The following is an 18092-nucleotide window of genomic DNA, read 5'->3' as shown; positions in this document are numbered from 1 at the left end:
AGAGGATCAGGCCGCTGAGGCCCGACACTCGAAGCGTGTCTGTAACCTGTCAGGAACAGGCTTGTTGAAACAGTTCGTGAGCCTTGACCAGCGCCTCGGCGATTTTCTCCACGGGCTCGCGCTTGGCCATGGCCTGATCGCGCAGCGCGTTGTAAGCGTCTATTTCGGACAGCCCCTTGGTCTCCATGAGGATGATTTTTGCCTGCTGCACAGTGCGCATCACCGCCATGCGCCCTTCCAGGCGCTTGACGTGTTTTTCCCGCTCCCGTGTCTTGCGGGCCTGGCTTAGCGTGATAGCCAGCGCGGTCAGCAGACCGAAGGACCTCACCGGCGAGGGAATGACCGAACAGGCATTAAGCTGTACCAGCGCCTCGACAATGATCGGATTTTCATAGGCGATCACCGGAATGATCGGCGGCGTCGAGTTATGCAACAGCCAGGGCGTATTGGTCGACAGGCTTTCCGGCGATACCGCCAGGACTATCACGTCAGCCTCACTGTGCAATCGTTCGGGAATCGGCCACTGCACCCGTACCTGACAGCCGATACGCTGTAACTGGGCAATCAGATTGCGACCGTCCTCATCATCCGGATGCATCACCAGCACGCTGATATCGCGCAGGTCCTTGATGCCGCCTGCGCTGTCGTTGCGCAAACGTTTCTTGGCGGCACGCAGGGTCATGGACGCCTCCCGGTCAGGCTGGACCAGCCATTAAAGTCAGGCGCAACGGCATACGGGTCGGGCCTCAGCGCTTTCTGGCTTTCATAAAGGATGTCGAATTGCCCGTCGGCATTGGCGCGACCGATGCGCGAGTACAGGTACGTATGGTGATTGTGCTCATCGACACGTACCCGTCCCTGCGGTGCGTCGTACTCCAGACCACGCATGGTCTGCAATACGTCCTCCACCTCCGTACTGCCGGCGCGTTCGATCGCTTTGGCCAGCAGATGGACCTGAAAATAAGCAGCCTCCCAGCAGCGGTCGGTGACTTGATGCTGACCGAACATCGCCCGGTACTGGGCAATACACTGACGATTGAGCGGAGTGTCGATCGACTGGAAGTAAGTGGCTGCCGATATGTGGCCGGCACCCAGATGTACGCCCATCTGCTTAATGTCGGTTTCGCTGGTGGTTACGCTGGCAATCGGCATGACGGCCGGGTCAAAACCGGCGTCGGCGTAGGCCTGGTACAGGTGCGCCATGGTGTCACCGACCACCGTCGAAAAAATGAACGAGGGCTTCAGCTCCCGGACCTTGACCATGAGCCTGGCGAAGTCCTCGGCCCTGGCGTTTTTCAGCGGCAGATAGTACTCGCCCAGCTTGCTGCCGCCCCGCTCGTAGAGCAGGTCGCTCATCAGCCGATTGGTTTCGTACGGGTACACGTACTCCGAGCCGATCATCAGCACGCGGCTGCCGAAGTGATCAAACATGTAACTGCCGAGCGGCACGGCGTTATGGTTCGGCGTGGCGCCGGTGTAAATGATGTTGCGCGAATACTCGAAACCCTCGTAGTAGACCGGATAGAGCAGTAACGCGTTGTAACGTTCGACGACGGGCAATACGGCCTTGCGCGCCGCCGAGGTGTAGCAGCCGAAGAAAAACCGCAGGTTCTCTTCGCGAATCAGCGATTCAACGTGCATGGCAAACAACGCAGGCGTTGAGTCCGGGTTACGCGTAATCAGTTCCAGAGGGCGACCCTTCACGCCCCCGGCCGCGTTGATCTGATGAATTGCAAACTGTGCGCCGCGCATCGTTGAGCATTCGCCAGCCGCGGTAACACCGGTATTGGAAAACAGACCTCCTATGCGAATCGACGGGTCAACCATGTCTATAAACCTTGTTCAACGTGAGGTGAGACGCCCGAACCTGGCCGGGAGCCTGAAAGAAGACTGAGCGAATAACCGCGGATTCAAACGGTGGCTCTCAGGCGGTTGTGCCTGGGGCTGGCGTGACGGCAGTGTCAGGACCAGTCATGCGAGGGGCCTTCCACACCTGCCGAGAATGGGCGTGTGGCAAGAAACCCTGCGAGGGTGTCTGCTGGCAGTCATGCAGATAGCGGGCCATGCGGGGTGTGTGGGTGTTGATGATTTGTGTGTCTGCTGGCTGGGGCGGTGCTGACGTAACAGGCATTTGTTTGCAGGGATGGGCGTACATTCGCAAGGGTTGTGTCGCATGACACATTGCTTTCGCGAACAAGTTCGCCCCCACAAAAGCGGCATACATCTCCTGCAAAGGCCTCAATACACTTCTCACAAAAGCATCGTATTTCAGCCATTGAAGGCGTGCGCATCCAAGGGAACAACGTGCGCAGTCTCACGTTTTTGGTGCGCAAAAGCCTGATTCGCGCCAAAGCGGCGCAGGGTGATTTTTCGTGCAATAGATGAAGGGACGCCCTGCGCCCACACTCGATTTCTAGTGTATGAGGCTGTTTCTGCACTTGGCACTGTGCTTGCTAAGTCTCTTCTGAGACATCGCGCCAGCTGTTTGCCCTACGCCCTTCTCGGCAAGTAGGGAGACACCTCGCGTACGACTGGATCGGACGCAGTTGTCCCGCCAGATTCGGCACAAAAGCCTGACACCCCGCCCATTGATTTGGCCGGGATGTCGGGCTTTTTTTATTCCTGGGAGAGAAGTGAATGCACAACGACAAACGCCGTTTGATCAAGCATGCTCTGTTGCTGGGCGCGATCAGCCTGCTGCCGTTTTCCCTGATCGGCGAGGCGCAGGCAGCCGAGACTGTAAAGGTCGGCATCATCCATTCGCTGACCGGCACCATGGCCATCAGTGAAGCCTCGGTGGTCGACGCAGAAAAACTGGCCATCGAAGAAATCAACGCCAGTGGCGGCGTGATGGGTAAAACCATCGAACCCATCGTCGAGGACGGTGCCAGCGACTGGCCGACCTTCGCCGAAAAGGCCCGCAAACTGCTGGAAAACGATCACGTTGCAGTGACCTTCGGCGCGTTCACGTCCGCTTCGCGCAAAGCGGTGCTGCCGGTCTTTGAACGCAACAAAGGCTTGCTCTACTACCCGACCTTCTATGAAGGGCTGGAGAAATCTCCGGCCATTATCTACACCGGTGCCGAGGCCTCGCAACAGACCCTGGCAGCGGTCAGCTGGTTGATGGCCAACAAGGGCAAGAGCGTCTATCTGGTCGGTTCCGACTACATCTGGCCACGCACCACCAACAAGCTGGCGCGGGCATCCGTCACCAAACAGGGTGGCTCCATCGTCGGCGAAGACTATCTGCCGCTGGGTGCCATCGAGTTTTCGTCAGTGATCAACAAGATCAAGGCAGCCAAGCCGGACATCGTGCTGTCGACCATCGTCGGCGGTTCGAACGTGGCGTTTTACAAACAGCTCAAGGCAGCCGGTATCGACAGCAGCAATCAGACCCTGATGGGGCTGGCGATCACCGAAGAGGAAGTCACCGGTATCGGTGCGGAAAACCTCGTCGGCTTCCTGACCTGCATGAGCTACTTCCAGAGCCTGAAAAACCCGGTCAACGAGAAGTTCGTCCAGGCCTTCAAGACGCGCTACGGGCAGCAACGCGTCGTCGGTGACCCGATGGCGGCGGCGTATACCGCGGTGTACCTGTGGAAAAAGGCTGTCGAAAAAGCCGGCAGCTTCGACGTGCCGAACGTGATTGCTGCGTCCTCGGAGCTGACCCTCGACGCTCCGGAAGGCGAAATCAAGGTTCACAAGGATAATCACCACCTGTGGAAGCGCGCCCGCATCGGCACCCTGAACGCGCAGGGCCAGGTCGATGTGATCTACGAGTCGGCGCCGATAGAGCCCAATCCCTTTCCGAAACTCTGATACCGGTCCGGGCGCGATCCGCTTCGCGCCCGCTTTCGTCAATGTGCAGCAACAGGTAGCGATGGCATGACTCTCGATACGCTGGTAATGCAAGTCTTCAGCGGCTTCTCGCTGTTTTCCGTGCTGGTACTGATGGCACTCGGGCTGACCATCGTCTTCGGCCTGATGGGTGTCATCAACATGGCTCACGGCGAACTGATGGCGATGGGCTCATACATGACCTATGTCACTTCGGTGGTGTTCCAGCGCTACTTTCCCGAGTTGATGGGCTGGTATTTCATCGTCGGCATCGGAATGGCCTTTGTCGTGACGTTCGCCTTCGGCTTACTGCTGGAACGCTGCTTCATTCGCTTCATGTATAACCGGCCGCTGGACACCCTGCTGGCAACCTGGGGGCTGTCTCTGGTCTTGCAGCAACTGTTCCGTCAGGTTTTCGGCCCCAAGGAAGTCAGCGTGCCCACCGTGCAATGGCTGCAGGGCGCATGGAAAATCAGCGAAGGGCTGGAGTTGCCGCTCAATCGCATTTTCATCATCGGCCTGACGTTCGTGATTGCCGCTGCGGTGTTTCTATTTCTCTACCGCAGCCGCTGGGGTCTGCGCATTCGTGCAGTGACTCAGAACCGCGCCATGGCGGGTGCGGCCGGTATCAATACGGCGCGGGTCGACTCGGTGACTTTCGCGCTGGGCTGCGGCCTGGCCGGCATCGCTGGCAGTTCGTTCACCATGCTCGCGTCCACCGGCCCGGTAAGCGGCCAGCAGTACCTGGTGGATACCTTCATCGTTGTGGTGTTCGGTGGCGTGGAAAGCCTGCTTGGCACCTTCCTTTCGGCGTTCGCCATCGGCCAGACGCAGGTTTCGCTGGAATACCTCACCACCGGATCCATGGCCAAGGCGATCACCCTGCTGGTGGTCATCGTGCTGCTGTTTTTCCGCCCCAACGGCCTGTTCGCCACGAAAGTGAGACGTTGAGATGAATGACATGACTGAAAAGCCGCCGCTCCGGCCACAGACTGCGGTGCCCAGACCCGTTCGGCTGAATGGCGGCTGGCTGCCACTGATCGAGCGATACAGCCTGATCTGGCTATCGCTGTTGTTGCTGGTGGTATTGCCGCTGGCGCTGGGCGATTTCCGCCTTGGCCTGGCCGGTAAATACCTGAGCCTGGCGTTCTGCGCAGTGGGCATGGTGATGATCTGGGGCTACGGCGGCATTCTCAGCCTCGGCCAGGGGATCTTCTTCGGTTTGGGCAGCTACATGATGGCGATGTACCTGAAGCTTGAAGCCACCGCCACAGACGAAGCTGCCAGCGCCCTCGCCGCTTTCTACGGCTCTGCGCTACCCGACTTCATGATCTGGAACAGCGTAGAAGCACTGCCCTGGTGGTGGAAGCCGTTCGAAACGGCGACCTTTACGTTGGCAGCGATCCTGATCTTGCCTGCGCTGCTGGCGTTCCTGTTCAGCTATGCCTATTTCAAAAAGCGCGTGGGCGGCGTGTACTTCTCGATCATCACCCTGTCGCTGGCCTCGATCATGTCAATCATGATCATCGGACAACAGGGCTACACCGGCGGTGTCAACGGCCTGACCGACTTCAAGACCGCCTTCGGCATGAGTTTGCAGACACCCCAGACGCCCTGGATTCTCTATCTGATCACCACACTGTTGCTGCTGGCCTGCGTCGCGATGTGCGGGTTCATCCTGCGCAGCCGACTGGGCAAGGTCGTCGTGGCGATCCGTGACCGGGAAGACCGGGTGCGTTTCTCCGGTTACAACACTGCATTGTTCAAGGCCTTCATTTTTGCCGTGGCTGCGCTGATTTCCGCGCTGGGCGGGGTGATGTTCACCTTGCAGGTCGGCCTGGCATCGCCTTCGCTGGTGGGCATCATTCCGTCCACCGAGATCGTGATATACGCCGCGTTGGGTGGCCGCCTTTCACTGGTCGGTGCGGTGTACGGCACGCTGCTGATCGGTGCGGCCAAAACCTGGCTGTCGGAGAATTTCGTCAGCTTCTGGCAATACTTCATCGGCTTTCTGTTCATGGCGGTGGTGCTGTTTCTGCCGACCGGGCTGGCCGGGCTGCTGCAACGCCTGAGCAACAAAGAGGTGCAGTCATGAGCGGGATGCTACTGAGCGTAGAAGACCTGACCGTCTCGTTCGACGGCTTCAAGGCAGTCGATAACCTCAACTTCTATGTCGAGGAGAACCAGGTGCATGTGGTGATCGGCCCCAACGGCGCGGGCAAGACCACCCTGCTCGACATGATCTGCGGCAAGACCCGCCCCAGCGCAGGCAGCATCCGCTTCAAGGACCTGCAACTGGCGAACATGATCGAGTACCAGATCACCCGCGCGGGCGTGGGCCGCAAGTTTCAGAACCCGTCGGTGTACGAAGACCTTACCGTGCGGGAAAACCTCGACATCTCCTCGCCGGACAAACGCGGCGTCTTCAATTGCCTGTTCGCCGGCAAGAACGCAGCGCTGAACGCCGAAATCGAGCAGACCGCCGAGATGATCTTTCTCAAGGATCAATTGGGGCGCAAAGCCGGGCTGCTGTCGCACGGCCAGAAACAGTGGCTGGAGATCGGCATGCTGTTGATGCAGCGTCCCGAACTGCTGTTGCTTGATGAGCCGGTCGCCGGCATGAGCGCGGGCGAGCGGGAGAAAACCGCCGGACTGCTCAAGCTCATCGCCAAAGGCCGTGCGATGGTAATCATCGAGCACGACATGGAGTTCGTGAAATCGGTGGCTGACAAGGTCACCGTCCTGCATCAGGGCAAGACCCTGGCCTACGGCTCGATGGATCAGGTGCAGAACGATCCTCGCGTCATTGACGTCTATCTGGGGCACTGATCATGCTGAATGTCTCTAACCTCAACGTTTACTACGGCGACAGCCACGTATTGCGTGACCTCAGTCTGGAGCTGGCGGCAGGCGAGTCACTCGCGGTGATGGGCCGCAACGGGATGGGCAAGACCACGCTGCTGAGAAGCCTGGTCGGCATGCTGCCGACCCGCAGCGGCAGCATAACGCTGGCCGGACAGGAACTGACCGGCAGCAAAAGCTATGAGCGGGTAGCCGCCGGGGTCGGTTTCGTGCCCCAGGGGCGGATGATATTTCCCTACCTGAGCGTCGAGGAAAACATTCTCACAGGCATGCAGGGCGCTCCCGCCGCGCCCATTCCCGACTACATCTTCGAGTACTTCCCGGTGCTGTTCGACATGCGCCGGCGCAAGGGCGGCAACCTTTCCGGCGGCCAGCAGCAACAGTTGGCCATTGCCCGGGCGCTGGTCTCCAATCCCAAGGTGTTGGTCCTCGATGAGCCCACCGAGGGCATCCAGCCATCGATCATCAAGGACATTGCCAAAGCCCTCAACCTGCTGAAAAAGGAGCGCGGGTTTTCGCTGATTGTTTCCGAGCAGGTGCTGTCGTTCGCCATGGCGGTTGCTGACCGCTATCTGATTATCGAAAAAGGCGAATTCGTGCACAGCGAAGTCCGCGAAACCGTCGACCGCGAGCGCATCCTGCGCTACCTGACCATCTGAACAGAGCACAGGAGCCATCGCCATGCTGATACTCGACCGTATTCTGGGCCAGGCCAGCGACCCTGCCCTTGCCGATCGCTTGCACGACCTGAGCCATGCAGGCCACGTAGAAACCCTGAGCCTGTCCGCCAGTGACATCCAGCGTCATCGCCTGCGCCTGGCCAGCGACCGGGGCACCGACTGCGCCATTCGCCTGGAGCGTCATCAGCAACTGCGCAACGGCTCGGTGCTGATGCTCGACAATCAACGCGCCATCGTCGTACAGATGCAGGATCAGGAATATCTTGACCTGCAGCCACGCGACCCGGCCGCTGCGCTGGAACTGGGCTATTTCGCCGGCAACATGCACTGGGCGGTACGCTTTGCCGGGGACATCCTGCAAATCCCGCTCAATGGCCCGCAAGCCGATTACCTTGAGCGGCTGGCACCCATGCTTGCGGACGGCCGGGTGCGTCGCGCATGAATGCCTCGAGCAGCCTGCTGCTGGCGCTGCAACAGGCCGACAGCTTCTTTCCGGGGGGCGCGGTGGCATGGTCGTGGGGACTGGAAACCCTGCTGGCTGACGGGCATCTTGGCAACGACGAAGTCGTAATGATGCGACGCCGGCAACGAACCGATCGCTATCTTCGCAGTGCCCAAGTGCATGGCTTCGTCGAGGGCCAGTTGCGCCATCGCTGGAACAGCTTTGACCGCTTGTTCCTGCTCGCCGCCTGGCACGCATCTGACAACCAGCCCGAGTTGATGGCCCTGGACAAACAGATCGAAGCACTGACCCTGGCCGAGGAACTGCGCCAGGGCTCACGGCGTGTCGGCCAGGCTTTACTGGGCGTACACGTCGCACTGCACACGCCGGGTTCGGCAACTTATCAGCAACTGGTTGTGGCGGGTAACGCGCCGGGGCATCTGCCCGTGGTGCAGGGCTTGCTCTGGAAGGGTCTGGGCATGCACCGCGATCACTGCCAATTGGCTGCGGCGCACAGCCTGTGTACAGGGCTGGTCAGTGCCGCCGTACGTCTGGGCGTAATTGGCCATATCGATGGGCAACGAGTGCTGACCGATATCCAGCCGCTGATCACCGAACTGCTGGCGCAGGAACCGCCTGACACCGACGACGCCTGTGGTTTCACACCTATGGCCGAAATCGCCGTGATGCGCCATGAAACCCAGGACCTGCGCCTGTTCGCCAATTGAGCCAGCCACCCTACCGGGAGCCCCGACTATGCTGCTGACCCCGACCGAGCTTGAACGACTCACGCTGTACACCGCCGCCGAACTGTCACGCAAACGCCGCAGCAAAGGCCTGCGCCTGAATTTTCCGGAAGCCTCGGCGCTGATCGCCGACGAGATTCTTGAAGGTGCGCGTGAGGGTCGCAGCGTCGCCGAGCTGATCGGTTTTGGCTCGACGATTCTGAACAGCGACGACGTCATGCCCGGTGTCGCCGATCTGCTGCCGGTGTTGCAGGTAGAAGGCACCTTCCCGGACGGCACCAAGCTGGTCACCGTGCACCAGCCAATCAGACCGGGCCAACGGCCGCTGGCCGTCATGCCGACACCTGGCGAAATACTTTCGCCAGACAGTGATATCCAGCTCAATAACGGCCGTCCGACCGCTACGTTGCGCGCAATCAATACCGGCGACCGACCAGTGCAGATCGGCAGTCACTACCATTTTTTCGAGGTCAACAAGGCTCTGGATTTTCCACGCGAACGCGCCTTCGGCATGCACCTGGACATCCCCGCAGGTACAGCCATGCGCTTTGAGCCCGGCGAGCTGCGCGAAGTGCACCTGGTGCAGTTTGGCGGCAGCGGCGACATCCACGGCTTCAGCGGCCTGACCAACGGTAATCTGCATGACCCGGCCTGCAAATCAGCGGCACTGGAACGTGCCCGCGCCCAACTTTTCAAGGGAGCCTGAACCATGGCGACGATGACTCGCAAGGAATACGCCGCCATGTACGGCCCGACCACGGGCGATGCGGTGCGCCTCGGTGACACGTCGTTGCTGGCCGAAGTCGAATTCGATCATTCGGTGCCCGGCGATGAATGCCTGCACGGCGGCGGCAAGACACTGCGCAACGGCATGGGCCTGATGCCCGGCCACGACAGTGCCGAAGGGGCTCTCGATATGCTGATTTGCAACGCGCTGATCATCGACCCGGTGATCGGCATCGTCAAAGGCGACATCGGTATCAAGGACGGCAGGATCGTCGCCATCGGCAAGGCTGGCAACCCACAGATCATGGACGGCGTACACCCGCAATTGATCTGCGGCGTGGCCACCACCGTACGCGATGCCGAAGGACTGATCGTCACTCCCGGTGGTATCGACGTGCATGTGCATTTCGACTCGGCACAACTGTGCGATCACGCACTGGCGGCCGGTCTGACCACGCTGATCGGGGGTTCGCTGGGGCCGATCACGGTCGGCATCGACTGTGGCGGCGAATGGAATGTCGGCAAGATGTTGCAGGCTGCCGAAGCCTGGCCGATCAACTTCGGCTTTCTCGGGCGCGGCAATTCCAGCAAACCTGAATCACTGCTCGGGCAACTGCGTGGTGGCTGTCTGGGGCTGAAGATTCATGAAGATTGGGGAGCCATGCCGGCGGTGATTGACACGTGCCTGAAGGTCGCCGACGAATACGATTTTCAGGTTCAGTTGCACACCGACACACTGAATGAGTCCGGATTTCTCGAAGACACGCTGGCGGCCATCGGCGAGCGCACCATCCACATGTACCACACCGAGGGTGCAGGCGGCGGGCACGCTCCGGACATCATCAGCGTAGCGGGCAAGGCCAACTGCATCCCCTCCTCCACCAACCCGACCAACCCCTACACCGTGAACACGTTCGACGAACACCTGGACATGATCATGGTCTGCCACCACCTAAACCCTGACGTGCCGGAAGACGTGGCGTTCGCCGAATCACGGGTGCGCCCGCAGACCATCGCTGCCGAAGACACTCTTCACGATACCGGAGCCATTTCCATCCTCGGTTCCGACAGCCAGGGCATGGGCCGCATCAACGAGGTGATCTGCCGTACCTGGCAACTGGCCTCGAAGATGAAAGACCAGCGCGGCCGCCTGCCGGAAGAAACCACCGCACTGGGCGACAACGAACGGATCAAGCGTTACATCGCCAAATACACCATTAATGCAGCGCGGGTGTTCGGCATCGACAGTTACATCGGCTCTCTGGAGCCCGGCAAGCTGGCCGATCTGGTGCTGTGGCGACCGGCGTTCTTCGGCATCAAGCCCGAGCTGGTGGTCAAGGGCGGCTTCATCGTGCATGGCGTGATGGGCGATTCCGCCGCCTCGCTGTACACCTGCGAGCCGTTGGTGATGCGCCCGCAATGGGGAGCTTTTGGCGAGGCGAAACAGGCGTTGTCGGTCAATTTTGTCAACCGTCTTGCCGTTGAAGCCGACACCGCTACTCGGCTGGGACTCAAGAAAAAACTGCTGCCAGCGTTCGGCACGCGCACCCTGCGCAAGTCCGACATGTTGCACAACGATGCCTGCCCGGACATCCGCGTCGACCCGCAGACCTTCGACGTGTATGCCGACGGCGAGCGTCTTCACTGCGAACCGGTCAGCGAAGTGCCTCTCGCCCAGCGCTACATGCTGCGCTGAAACCCTCCGAACAGGAAACCCGACCATGAGCCTGCCCCTTAATGCACCCGCCCTGTACACCAATGACCAACCTCATCCCGGTGCTGCACGCGTCGGGATCGGCGGACCGGTGGGCTCGGGCAAGACCCGCCTGCTGGAACAACTGATCCCGCGCTTCGTCGAGCGCGGCATCGAGCTTGCGATCATCACCAATGATCTGGCCACCCGCGAGGACGCCGAACGCGTGCAACGCAGCGGTCTGATCGACCCGCAGCGGGTTCGTGCGGTGGAAACCGGTGCCTGTCCGCACACCGCCATTCGTGAAGACCCGACCCTCAACCTGCAGATGGCCGATGAGCTGGAGGCGCGCTTCGGCAACCTTGACCTGGTGCTGATCGAGTCCGGCGGCGACAACCTGGCCTCGACCTTTTCACTGGATCTGGTGGACTACTGGATTTTCGTCATCGATGTCGCAGGCGGTGACGACATCCCGCGCAAACGCGGTCCCGGCGTATTGAGCTGTGACCTGCTGGTGGTCAATAAATACGATCTGGCACCCTATGTGGGCGTCGATCTGCCGCGTATGCGGCGCGAATCGGCGGAGGCACGAAACGGTCGGCCCGTTCTGTTTACCAACTGCAACACCGGTGAAGGCGTCGACGCGGTAGTTGAAGCGATAAGCCGCGCCGTATTGTTCGACCGCCCATGAACGCCCATCAAACGTTACTGTCCGCAAAAGCCCCCACCACGGCGCGTATTGCCTTCAGCAAAGCGCCTTCGGGGGCCAGTTATGTGTCCCGTCAGGAAGTCGGCTATCCCTTCCACCTGGGACGCACCCTGACACTGCCACAAGACCCGCCCGGTATGGCGGCGATCTACCTGCAATCGTGCTCCGGCGGCCTGTTCGCTGGCGAAGCCTTGCACCTTGATCTGAACGCCGGGCCAGGCACGCAGGTACATGTCAGCACCGGCGCGGCAACGGTGGCGCACAGCATGCTGGAACAGTCCGCACGACAGACCGTCACACTGGTCGCCGAACCCGGCGCGCTGCTTGAATACCTGCCGATGGCCACCATTCTGTTTCCTCAGACGCGGCTGCACAGCCAGGTGAACGTAACCTTGCACCCTGGTGCGCGGGTCATGCTATGCGACGCATTCTGCCTGCACACGCCCCCAGGCAGCGAAGGCTTGCCAGACTTTTACCGCGCCGATCTGCAGATCCACTGCCCGGATGGAAAACTGCTGGCCGGTGATCGACTGGCAATGACCGGCGCAGACCTGCAACGCCGATTGCCCGGCGTCAGCGGACAACTGCAGGCCTTGGCGACCTTCATGCTGGTGGGTCAGGGTTTGCCTGTAGAGGGTTTGCAGCAGGCCTTGCGTGCAGCGTTAGCCGAGGTTCCCGAGAGCTATCCGGGCGTCAGCGCGCTGCCGAACGATTGCGGCCTGTCTGTGCGGATCATGACCGCCGATGCAGTCGCGTTGCGTAACGCCCTGCATCAGGCCTGGGCATGCGTTCGCCAGCAACTGACAGGCGTTGCGCCGCGGGTGCGACGCAAATGAGCCATCAGGCTGTTGCAGCCTCGTTGAGACTCAAACCGCTCACGGCTTGCCTTGCCAACGGCGAAACAGAGCGCTGGCATTGACCCCGCCGAAGCCGAATCCGTTTGAAAGTGCGTAAACAATCGGCGTCGCTCGGGCGGTCAAGGCCACCAGGTCGAGCCCCTCGGCAGCCTCGTCGGGTTGATTGAGATTCAACGTCGGCGGGACGACTTGATCGTGCAATGCCATCACCGTAAAAACGGCCTCGATCCCGCCTGCTGCGCCGAGCAAATGTCCGGTGGCAGATTTTGTAGAACTGATCGCGACATTTGATCGAGTGCCAAACAGTGAACGAATGGCAGCCAGTTCGCCCTTGTCGCCGACCGGTGTCGACGTCGCGTGAGCATTGATGTGCTGCACGTCATCGACACTTACGCCAGCTTGCTGCAGTGCCTGCTCCATCGCTCTGCGGGCGCCGCTACCGTCTTCAGGCCCGGCTGTCAGGTGATAAGCATCCGCACTGGTGCCATAACCCACCAGTTCCGCGAGCGGTGTCGCGCCTCTCGCCAACGCATGTTCCAGCGATTCGATCACCAGCAAGCCTGCACCTTCAGCCATGACAAAACCGTCGCGGTTACGGTCAAACGGGCGCGAGGCCTCTTCTGGCCGATCAGCAAAACCGGTGGAAAGCGCCCTGGCGGCGGCAAAACATCCCAGAGTGACGCGATCGATAGCGGCCTCCGTACCACCGCAAACGGCAATGTCGGCCTCGCCACTTCTGATCAGTCGCGCAGCATCGCCAATGGCTTGCACACCGGCTGCGCACGCCGTCACCGGGGCTCCCAGAGGTCCCTTGAAACCATACCGGATGGAAACCTGCCCTGCCGCCATGTTGGCCAGAAAGGAGGGAGCCGTGAACGGCGACAGCCTGCGAGGCCCGCGCGTATCAGTCACACGCACAGCTTCGGCAATTGCGCCAAAACCACCCACCCCGGACGCAATAACCGTTGCGGTCCGTTGCTGCTGCGCTTCGGCTTCAGGATGCCACCCCGCTTGCGCAAGCGCTTCGTGAGCTGCAACGAGGGCGAACTCGATAAATCGGTCCATCTTCTTGCGCTCTTTCATCGGGATGATGCTATCCGGGTCGTACCCTGCGACGGAGTCTTCTTCAAGGGTCGGCACCTGGCCTGCGACTGAAACACCGGTGCCCTCACCCACGCTGTCTGCGAGTGAGCGAATACCCGAGCGGCCGTCCAGTAACCTGCGCCACACTTCACCGACCCCGCACCCCAGTGGGCTGACGACGCCGCAACCTGTTACTACGATGCGTTTTTGAACATGCAGATTCATAATCAGACCCTCTTCGTCTCTGCGTCAGTCGACGCATGGCTGCTGAACGGTTGAGGTTGCGACCCACTGTCCGGGCGGATCCTGAACCAGATCGAATACATGGCTGGCAGGAAGACCAGGGTCATGACAGTCCCTCCGAGCGTGCCGCCGATGAGCGTGTAAGCGAGGGTGCCCCAGAACACCGAATGGGTCAGCGGGATGAATGCCAGGATGGCCGCCAGAGCCGTGAGCAGCACGGGTCGCGCTCGCTGCACCGTCGCTTCGACCACCGCATGAAAAGGATCAAGCCCGTCTTTCTCGTTCTGATCGATTTGCCCGATCAGGATCAGGGTGTTGCGCATCAGGATCCCGGACAGGGCAATCAACCCCACAAGCGCATTGATACCAAATGGCTTGTTAAACAGAAGCAGTGTCGGCACGACGCCAATCAATCCAAGCGGCGCGGTGAGAAACACCATCACCATCGCCGACATCGAGCGCACCTGAAGGATGATGATCAGCAAGGTGATTGCGATCATGATCGGAAACAGCGGAGCCAACGCCACAGTGGCCTTTGCCGATTCCTCAATCGATCCGGCCTGCTCGATACGATAGCCCTCCGGAAGGCTGTCGAGGATGGGCTGCAGCTGTTTCGTGATGCTGGTAGATACATCCGGTGGCTGAAGGCCTTCGGCTATGTCGCCGCGCACGGTGATGGTCGGTACACGGTCTCGGCGGCGCAGAACCGGATCCTCCATGCGCACCTCGACCTCGCCTATCTGGGAAAGAGGAATACGCTGGCCGGCTGCGCCGACGAGGGTGAAACCGGCTATTTTCGAAGGGTCCAGCCGGATATCACCGGCTGCGCGCGCCATTACTGCCACTGTGCGGATGTCTTCGCGCACAGACGTGATCGGGATACCGGAAAGCAGGAACTGTAATTGCCGGGCAGCAGCGCTCGACGTCAGACCGACGGCCTGCAATCGGTCCTGATCCAGAGAGAAATGCAGAGTAGGCACTCGGGTGCCCCAATCACTGTTGACGGTCCGCATCATCGGACTGCCCAGCATGACGGTTTCGACCCGACCGGCGATCTCGCGCAACACATCAGGGTCCGGCCCCCTCACGCGATACGCCACTGGAAAGGGTGAGTAAGGACCGAATACCAGTTGGGTGACCCGGACCCGGGCTTCAGGTGCAAGACCTTGGGCAACAGCCTCTCGAATCCTTGATTTGAGCGCCTCGCGCGCCTCCTGACTGTCAGTGAGCACAACGATTTTTGCGAACGAGGGGTCTGGCAGCTCCGGCGCCATGGCCAGATAAAACCGTGGCGAGCCCTGCCCGACGTAAGACGTGACAATCTTCGCGGCATCCTGCTTTTGCAGCCATGCTTCGATTTTTGCTGCAGTGACGCTGGTCTGCTCGATGGATGTGCCATAGGGCATCTGCACTTCGACCAGCACTTCAGGACGATCCGATGTCGGGAAGAATTGTTTTTTTACCAGCCCCATCCCCAGAATCGCTACCACAAACGCAGCGATTACCGCGCCTGCCACCCACCATTTCCGAGCAATAACGCGCGCCAGCACACGCCTGAAACGGTTGTAACTCGTCGTGTCATAAATAGCGGCATGCCCGCCTTCAACCGGCTTGATCTCAGGCAACATCTTCACACCCAGATAAGGCGTGAAAACCACGGCAACGACCCAGGAAGCGTTCAAGGCGATGCCGACGATCCAGAACATGTTGCTGGTGTACTCGCCAGCCGTCGACTGCGCAAAACCGTTCGGCATGAAGCCGACAGCGGTCACTAACGTACCGGCAAGCATTGGAGCCGCGGTGTGACTCCAGGCGTAAGCCGCTGCCTTGATGCGGTCATAGCCTTCTTCCATCTTCACCACCATCATTTCGATGGCAATGATGGCGTCGTCCACCAACAGACCCAGCGCAAGAATCAATGACCCCAGGGTAATACGGTCAAAGTTCTTGCCCGTGGCTTCCATCACTACAAAGACAATAGCCAGCGTAAGCGGAACAGCCGCAGCGACCACCACCCCCACTCGCCAGCCCATGCTGAGAAAACAGACCAGCATCACGACAAGCAGCGCGACGAAGAATTTGATCATGAACTCGTCAACGGCCGAGCTGATATTCACCGACTGGTCAGTGACTTTCGAGAGCGTCATGCCCAGCGGCATGCCCTTGTTGATCTTGACCGTCTCGGCATCCAGTGCCTTGCCAAGATCCAGACCATTCCAGCCGTCGCGCATCACGATGCCCAGCAACAGCGCCGGTTCACCCTGATTGCGGACCAGAAACGTCGCGGGATCTTCGTAACCGCGCTCCACTGTCGCCACGTCTGAAAGCTTCAGAGTTTTAGCCTGCACGACGATCGGTGTGTTGCGGATTTTCTCTAGCGTGTCGAAGGCACCGTCCAGACGCAGAAATACCTGGGGCCCGCTGGTTTCGATCGACCCGGCAGGCGTCAGGACATTCTGGTCGTTAAGCGCCGAGAAGATGTCCTGAGGCGAAATACCCAGTGTTGCCAGGCGCTCATGGGAGAACGAGACGAAAATACGCTCGGCTTGCTCACCGATGATATTGATCTTCTTCACACCCGGGACATGCAGCAGACGCTGGCGCAGCGATTCGGCATCGCGTACCAGTAACCGCTGTGGCTCACCTTTTGCTTTCAACGCAAAGAGCGCAAAGGTCACGTCCGAGAACTCATCATTGATCATCGGGCCGATGACGCCCTCAGGCAGCGACTTCGCAGCATCACCCAGTTTTTTACGCGCCTGATAAAACTCTTCCTGCACCTGGGAAGGCGGCGTCTTGTCCAGGAATGAAACCATGGTGAACGCAAGACCCGGTCGAGTGTAGGTCTCACTGCGGTCATACCATTTCAGTTCCTGCATGCGTTTTTCAAGCGGTTCGGCGACCTGGTCCTGCATCTCTTGTGCCGTGGCACCAGGCCAGGCAGAAATAACCGTCATCTGCTTGACCGTAAAAGGCGGATCTTCCGCACGCCCCAGTTCGAAAAACGACAGCGTACCTGCCACGCCGATCAGAAAAATGAGAAACAGCGTGATGGACCGTTCGCGTACTGCGAGTGCAGAGAGGTTGAAACGGCCGCTCATGGTCGTTCCCCCGCGACGCCGCCCCGTGCTTGCTGGACAGACACTTCTTCACCGTCGTGAAGCAAATGCGCGCCCAATGCAACGATCTGTTCGCCGGCCTTGAGAGCGCCGCTCACCCTTGCCGAATCATCACTGAGGCCAAGCACTTGAACCGCGCGCCAGGTTACTTTTGCAGGCGTATCTGCAATGACCCAGACACCAGGTCCCTGACCAGGGTCATGGATGGCCGCCATGGGTATCGTCAGTGCATGCCCGGTGTCCATGCGACCGGCGATATCGAGCGTAACCGTCGAACCCAGTGGCGCACTGAGGGTTCCGCTTTCAAGCACATACCTGGCTTCAAACGTACGCGTCAGCGGATCGGCAGCATCAGAGAGCAACCGCAGCCGTGCAGGAATAATGTTCGCGGGGTTGCCATAAAGCCTGGCTTGAGCCTGTTCGCCCACGACCGGTCGCAGTGTTTCAGGTAACTGGACAATGGCCTCACGCTGCCCGGCCTTTGCCAGCCTGACCACGGGCTGGCCTGCGCTGACAACCTGGCCTGGCTCTGCCAGGGTATCAACCACAACCCCGTCGGCGTCCGCCAGTAAAACTGCGTAGCCACTAGCATTGCGCGCCACGTTGGCCTGAGCTTGCGCAGCACTCAGCTCTGCCTTTGCCGTGTCGGCCAGTGATTTTATCCGGTCATAAGCAGAGGCGGACACAGCACCTGCCGCCACCAGATCGCGATTACGGGCTTCGTCATCGGCGGTCTGCCGGGCTCGCGCGCTGGCGGCTGCAACAGCCTGCTGCTGGGCTTGTGCCTGAAGGCCGAGGTCGACGGGGTCAAGACGCATAAGCGGCTGACCTTTCCTGACGGTCTGACCGGTGTCGACCAGACGCTCCAGCACCTTTCCCGAGACACGAAACCCAAGATCGCTCTGAACACGAGCGACCACAACACCGGTAAACGAGCGGTAGGTGTCATCAGCGCTCGCAACAATGGCGGCTCGCACTACAGGAGGTTGAGTACGTGGGTCGCGCACGCTCGACGACTCGCCGCACGCCGTCAAAACGAGAGGCAACAGAAATAAAGCAATGGTTAAGCGTCTGGAGCGAAGCATGGGATCCCCT

Annotated in this window: 16 protein-coding genes; 11 read left to right on the top strand and 5 right to left on the bottom strand. The window is 60.1% G+C overall.

Going from position 1 to position 18092, the window contains the following annotated elements; genetic code table 11:
* Positions 1 to 49 precede the first annotated feature (49 nt).
* Together ALO80_RS11825 and ALO80_RS11820 are read right to left on the bottom strand one after the other, a co-directional pair.
* Complete coding sequence (locus ALO80_RS11825) at positions 50 to 682, bottom strand: ANTAR domain-containing response regulator (protein WP_055009142.1); 633 nt, start codon at positions 680 to 682, stop codon at positions 50 to 52.
* Complete coding sequence (locus ALO80_RS11820) at positions 679 to 1827, bottom strand: transporter substrate-binding domain-containing protein (RefSeq protein WP_055009141.1); 1149 nt, start codon at positions 1825 to 1827, stop codon at positions 679 to 681. Before ALO80_RS11820 ends, ALO80_RS11825 begins: the two co-directional genes overlap by 4 nt.
* Positions 1828 to 2637: 810 nt before the next feature.
* On the opposite strand from ALO80_RS11820, the gene urtA reads away from it, so the two are divergent.
* From urtA to ALO80_RS11765, 11 genes are all read left to right on the top strand, one after another.
* Positions 2638 to 3819: an urea ABC transporter substrate-binding protein gene (gene urtA, locus ALO80_RS11815; RefSeq protein WP_055009140.1), complete on the top strand. Its 1182-nt coding sequence runs from the start codon at positions 2638 to 2640 to the stop codon at positions 3817 to 3819.
* Between the two features lie 66 nt (positions 3820 to 3885).
* Positions 3886 to 4788, top strand: a complete 903-nt coding sequence (gene urtB / locus ALO80_RS11810; protein WP_055009139.1) for an urea ABC transporter permease subunit UrtB — start codon at positions 3886 to 3888, stop codon at positions 4786 to 4788.
* A 1-nt stretch (position 4789) separates the two neighbouring features.
* A complete protein-coding gene (gene urtC, locus ALO80_RS11805; protein WP_055009138.1) occupies positions 4790 to 5932 on the top strand; it encodes an urea ABC transporter permease subunit UrtC in 1143 nt (380 codons plus the stop codon).
* Positions 5929 to 6666 (top strand): urea ABC transporter ATP-binding protein UrtD, encoded by a 738-nt coding sequence (gene urtD, locus ALO80_RS11800; protein ID WP_054984552.1) that lies wholly within the window; start codon positions 5929 to 5931, stop codon positions 6664 to 6666. Before urtC ends, urtD begins: the two co-directional genes overlap by 4 nt.
* A gap of 2 nt (positions 6667 to 6668) precedes the next feature.
* Complete coding sequence (urtE, locus tag ALO80_RS11795; RefSeq protein ID WP_055009137.1) at positions 6669 to 7358, top strand: urea ABC transporter ATP-binding subunit UrtE; 690 nt, start codon at positions 6669 to 6671, stop codon at positions 7356 to 7358.
* Between the two features lie 22 nt (positions 7359 to 7380).
* Entirely contained in the window at positions 7381 to 7821 is a 441-nt protein-coding gene (ureE, locus tag ALO80_RS11790) for an urease accessory protein UreE (RefSeq protein ID WP_055009136.1), read from the top strand.
* On the top strand, positions 7818 to 8549 hold the full coding sequence (locus ALO80_RS11785; RefSeq protein ID WP_055005728.1) for an urease accessory protein UreF: 732 nt from the start codon (positions 7818 to 7820) through the stop codon (positions 8547 to 8549). Before ureE ends, ALO80_RS11785 begins: the two co-directional genes overlap by 4 nt.
* A 28-nt stretch (positions 8550 to 8577) precedes the next feature.
* Positions 8578 to 9273: an urease subunit beta gene (locus ALO80_RS11780; RefSeq protein WP_055009135.1), complete on the top strand. Its 696-nt coding sequence runs from the start codon at positions 8578 to 8580 to the stop codon at positions 9271 to 9273.
* Positions 9274 to 9276: 3 nt separating this feature from the next.
* Positions 9277 to 10989, top strand: coding sequence for an urease subunit alpha (ureC, locus tag ALO80_RS11775; RefSeq protein ID WP_055009134.1), 1713 nt, complete (start codon positions 9277 to 9279; stop codon positions 10987 to 10989).
* Positions 10990 to 11014: 25 nt separating this feature from the next.
* A complete protein-coding gene (gene ureG / locus ALO80_RS11770; RefSeq protein WP_055009133.1) occupies positions 11015 to 11677 on the top strand; it encodes an urease accessory protein UreG in 663 nt (220 codons plus the stop codon).
* Positions 11674 to 12531 carry an urease accessory protein UreD gene (locus ALO80_RS11765; protein ID WP_055009132.1) on the top strand — a complete coding sequence of 286 codons (858 nt, stop codon included), beginning with the start codon at positions 11674 to 11676 and terminating at the stop codon, positions 12529 to 12531. Before ureG ends, ALO80_RS11765 begins: the two co-directional genes overlap by 4 nt.
* Before the next feature lie 39 nt (positions 12532 to 12570).
* On the opposite strand, the gene fabF is transcribed toward ALO80_RS11765, so the two are convergent.
* From fabF to ALO80_RS11750, 3 genes are read right to left on the bottom strand one after another with little or no spacing between them, the layout of a single operon-like run.
* Complete coding sequence (fabF, locus tag ALO80_RS11760; protein ID WP_055009131.1) at positions 12571 to 13860, bottom strand: beta-ketoacyl-ACP synthase II; 1290 nt, start codon at positions 13858 to 13860, stop codon at positions 12571 to 12573.
* Positions 13861 to 13862: 2 nt separating this feature from the next.
* Complete coding sequence (locus ALO80_RS11755) at positions 13863 to 16979, bottom strand: efflux RND transporter permease subunit (protein WP_055009130.1); 3117 nt, start codon at positions 16977 to 16979, stop codon at positions 13863 to 13865.
* A complete protein-coding gene (locus tag ALO80_RS11750; RefSeq protein WP_055009129.1) occupies positions 16976 to 18082 on the bottom strand; it encodes an efflux RND transporter periplasmic adaptor subunit in 1107 nt (368 codons plus the stop codon). Before ALO80_RS11750 ends, ALO80_RS11755 begins: the two co-directional genes overlap by 4 nt.
* Positions 18083 to 18092 lie beyond the last annotated feature (10 nt).

This window comes from Pseudomonas caricapapayae (assembly GCF_001400735.1).
Lineage (GTDB): Bacteria > Pseudomonadota > Gammaproteobacteria > Pseudomonadales > Pseudomonadaceae > Aquipseudomonas > Aquipseudomonas caricapapayae.
This window is presented reverse-complemented; position numbering and strand designations above follow the sequence as displayed.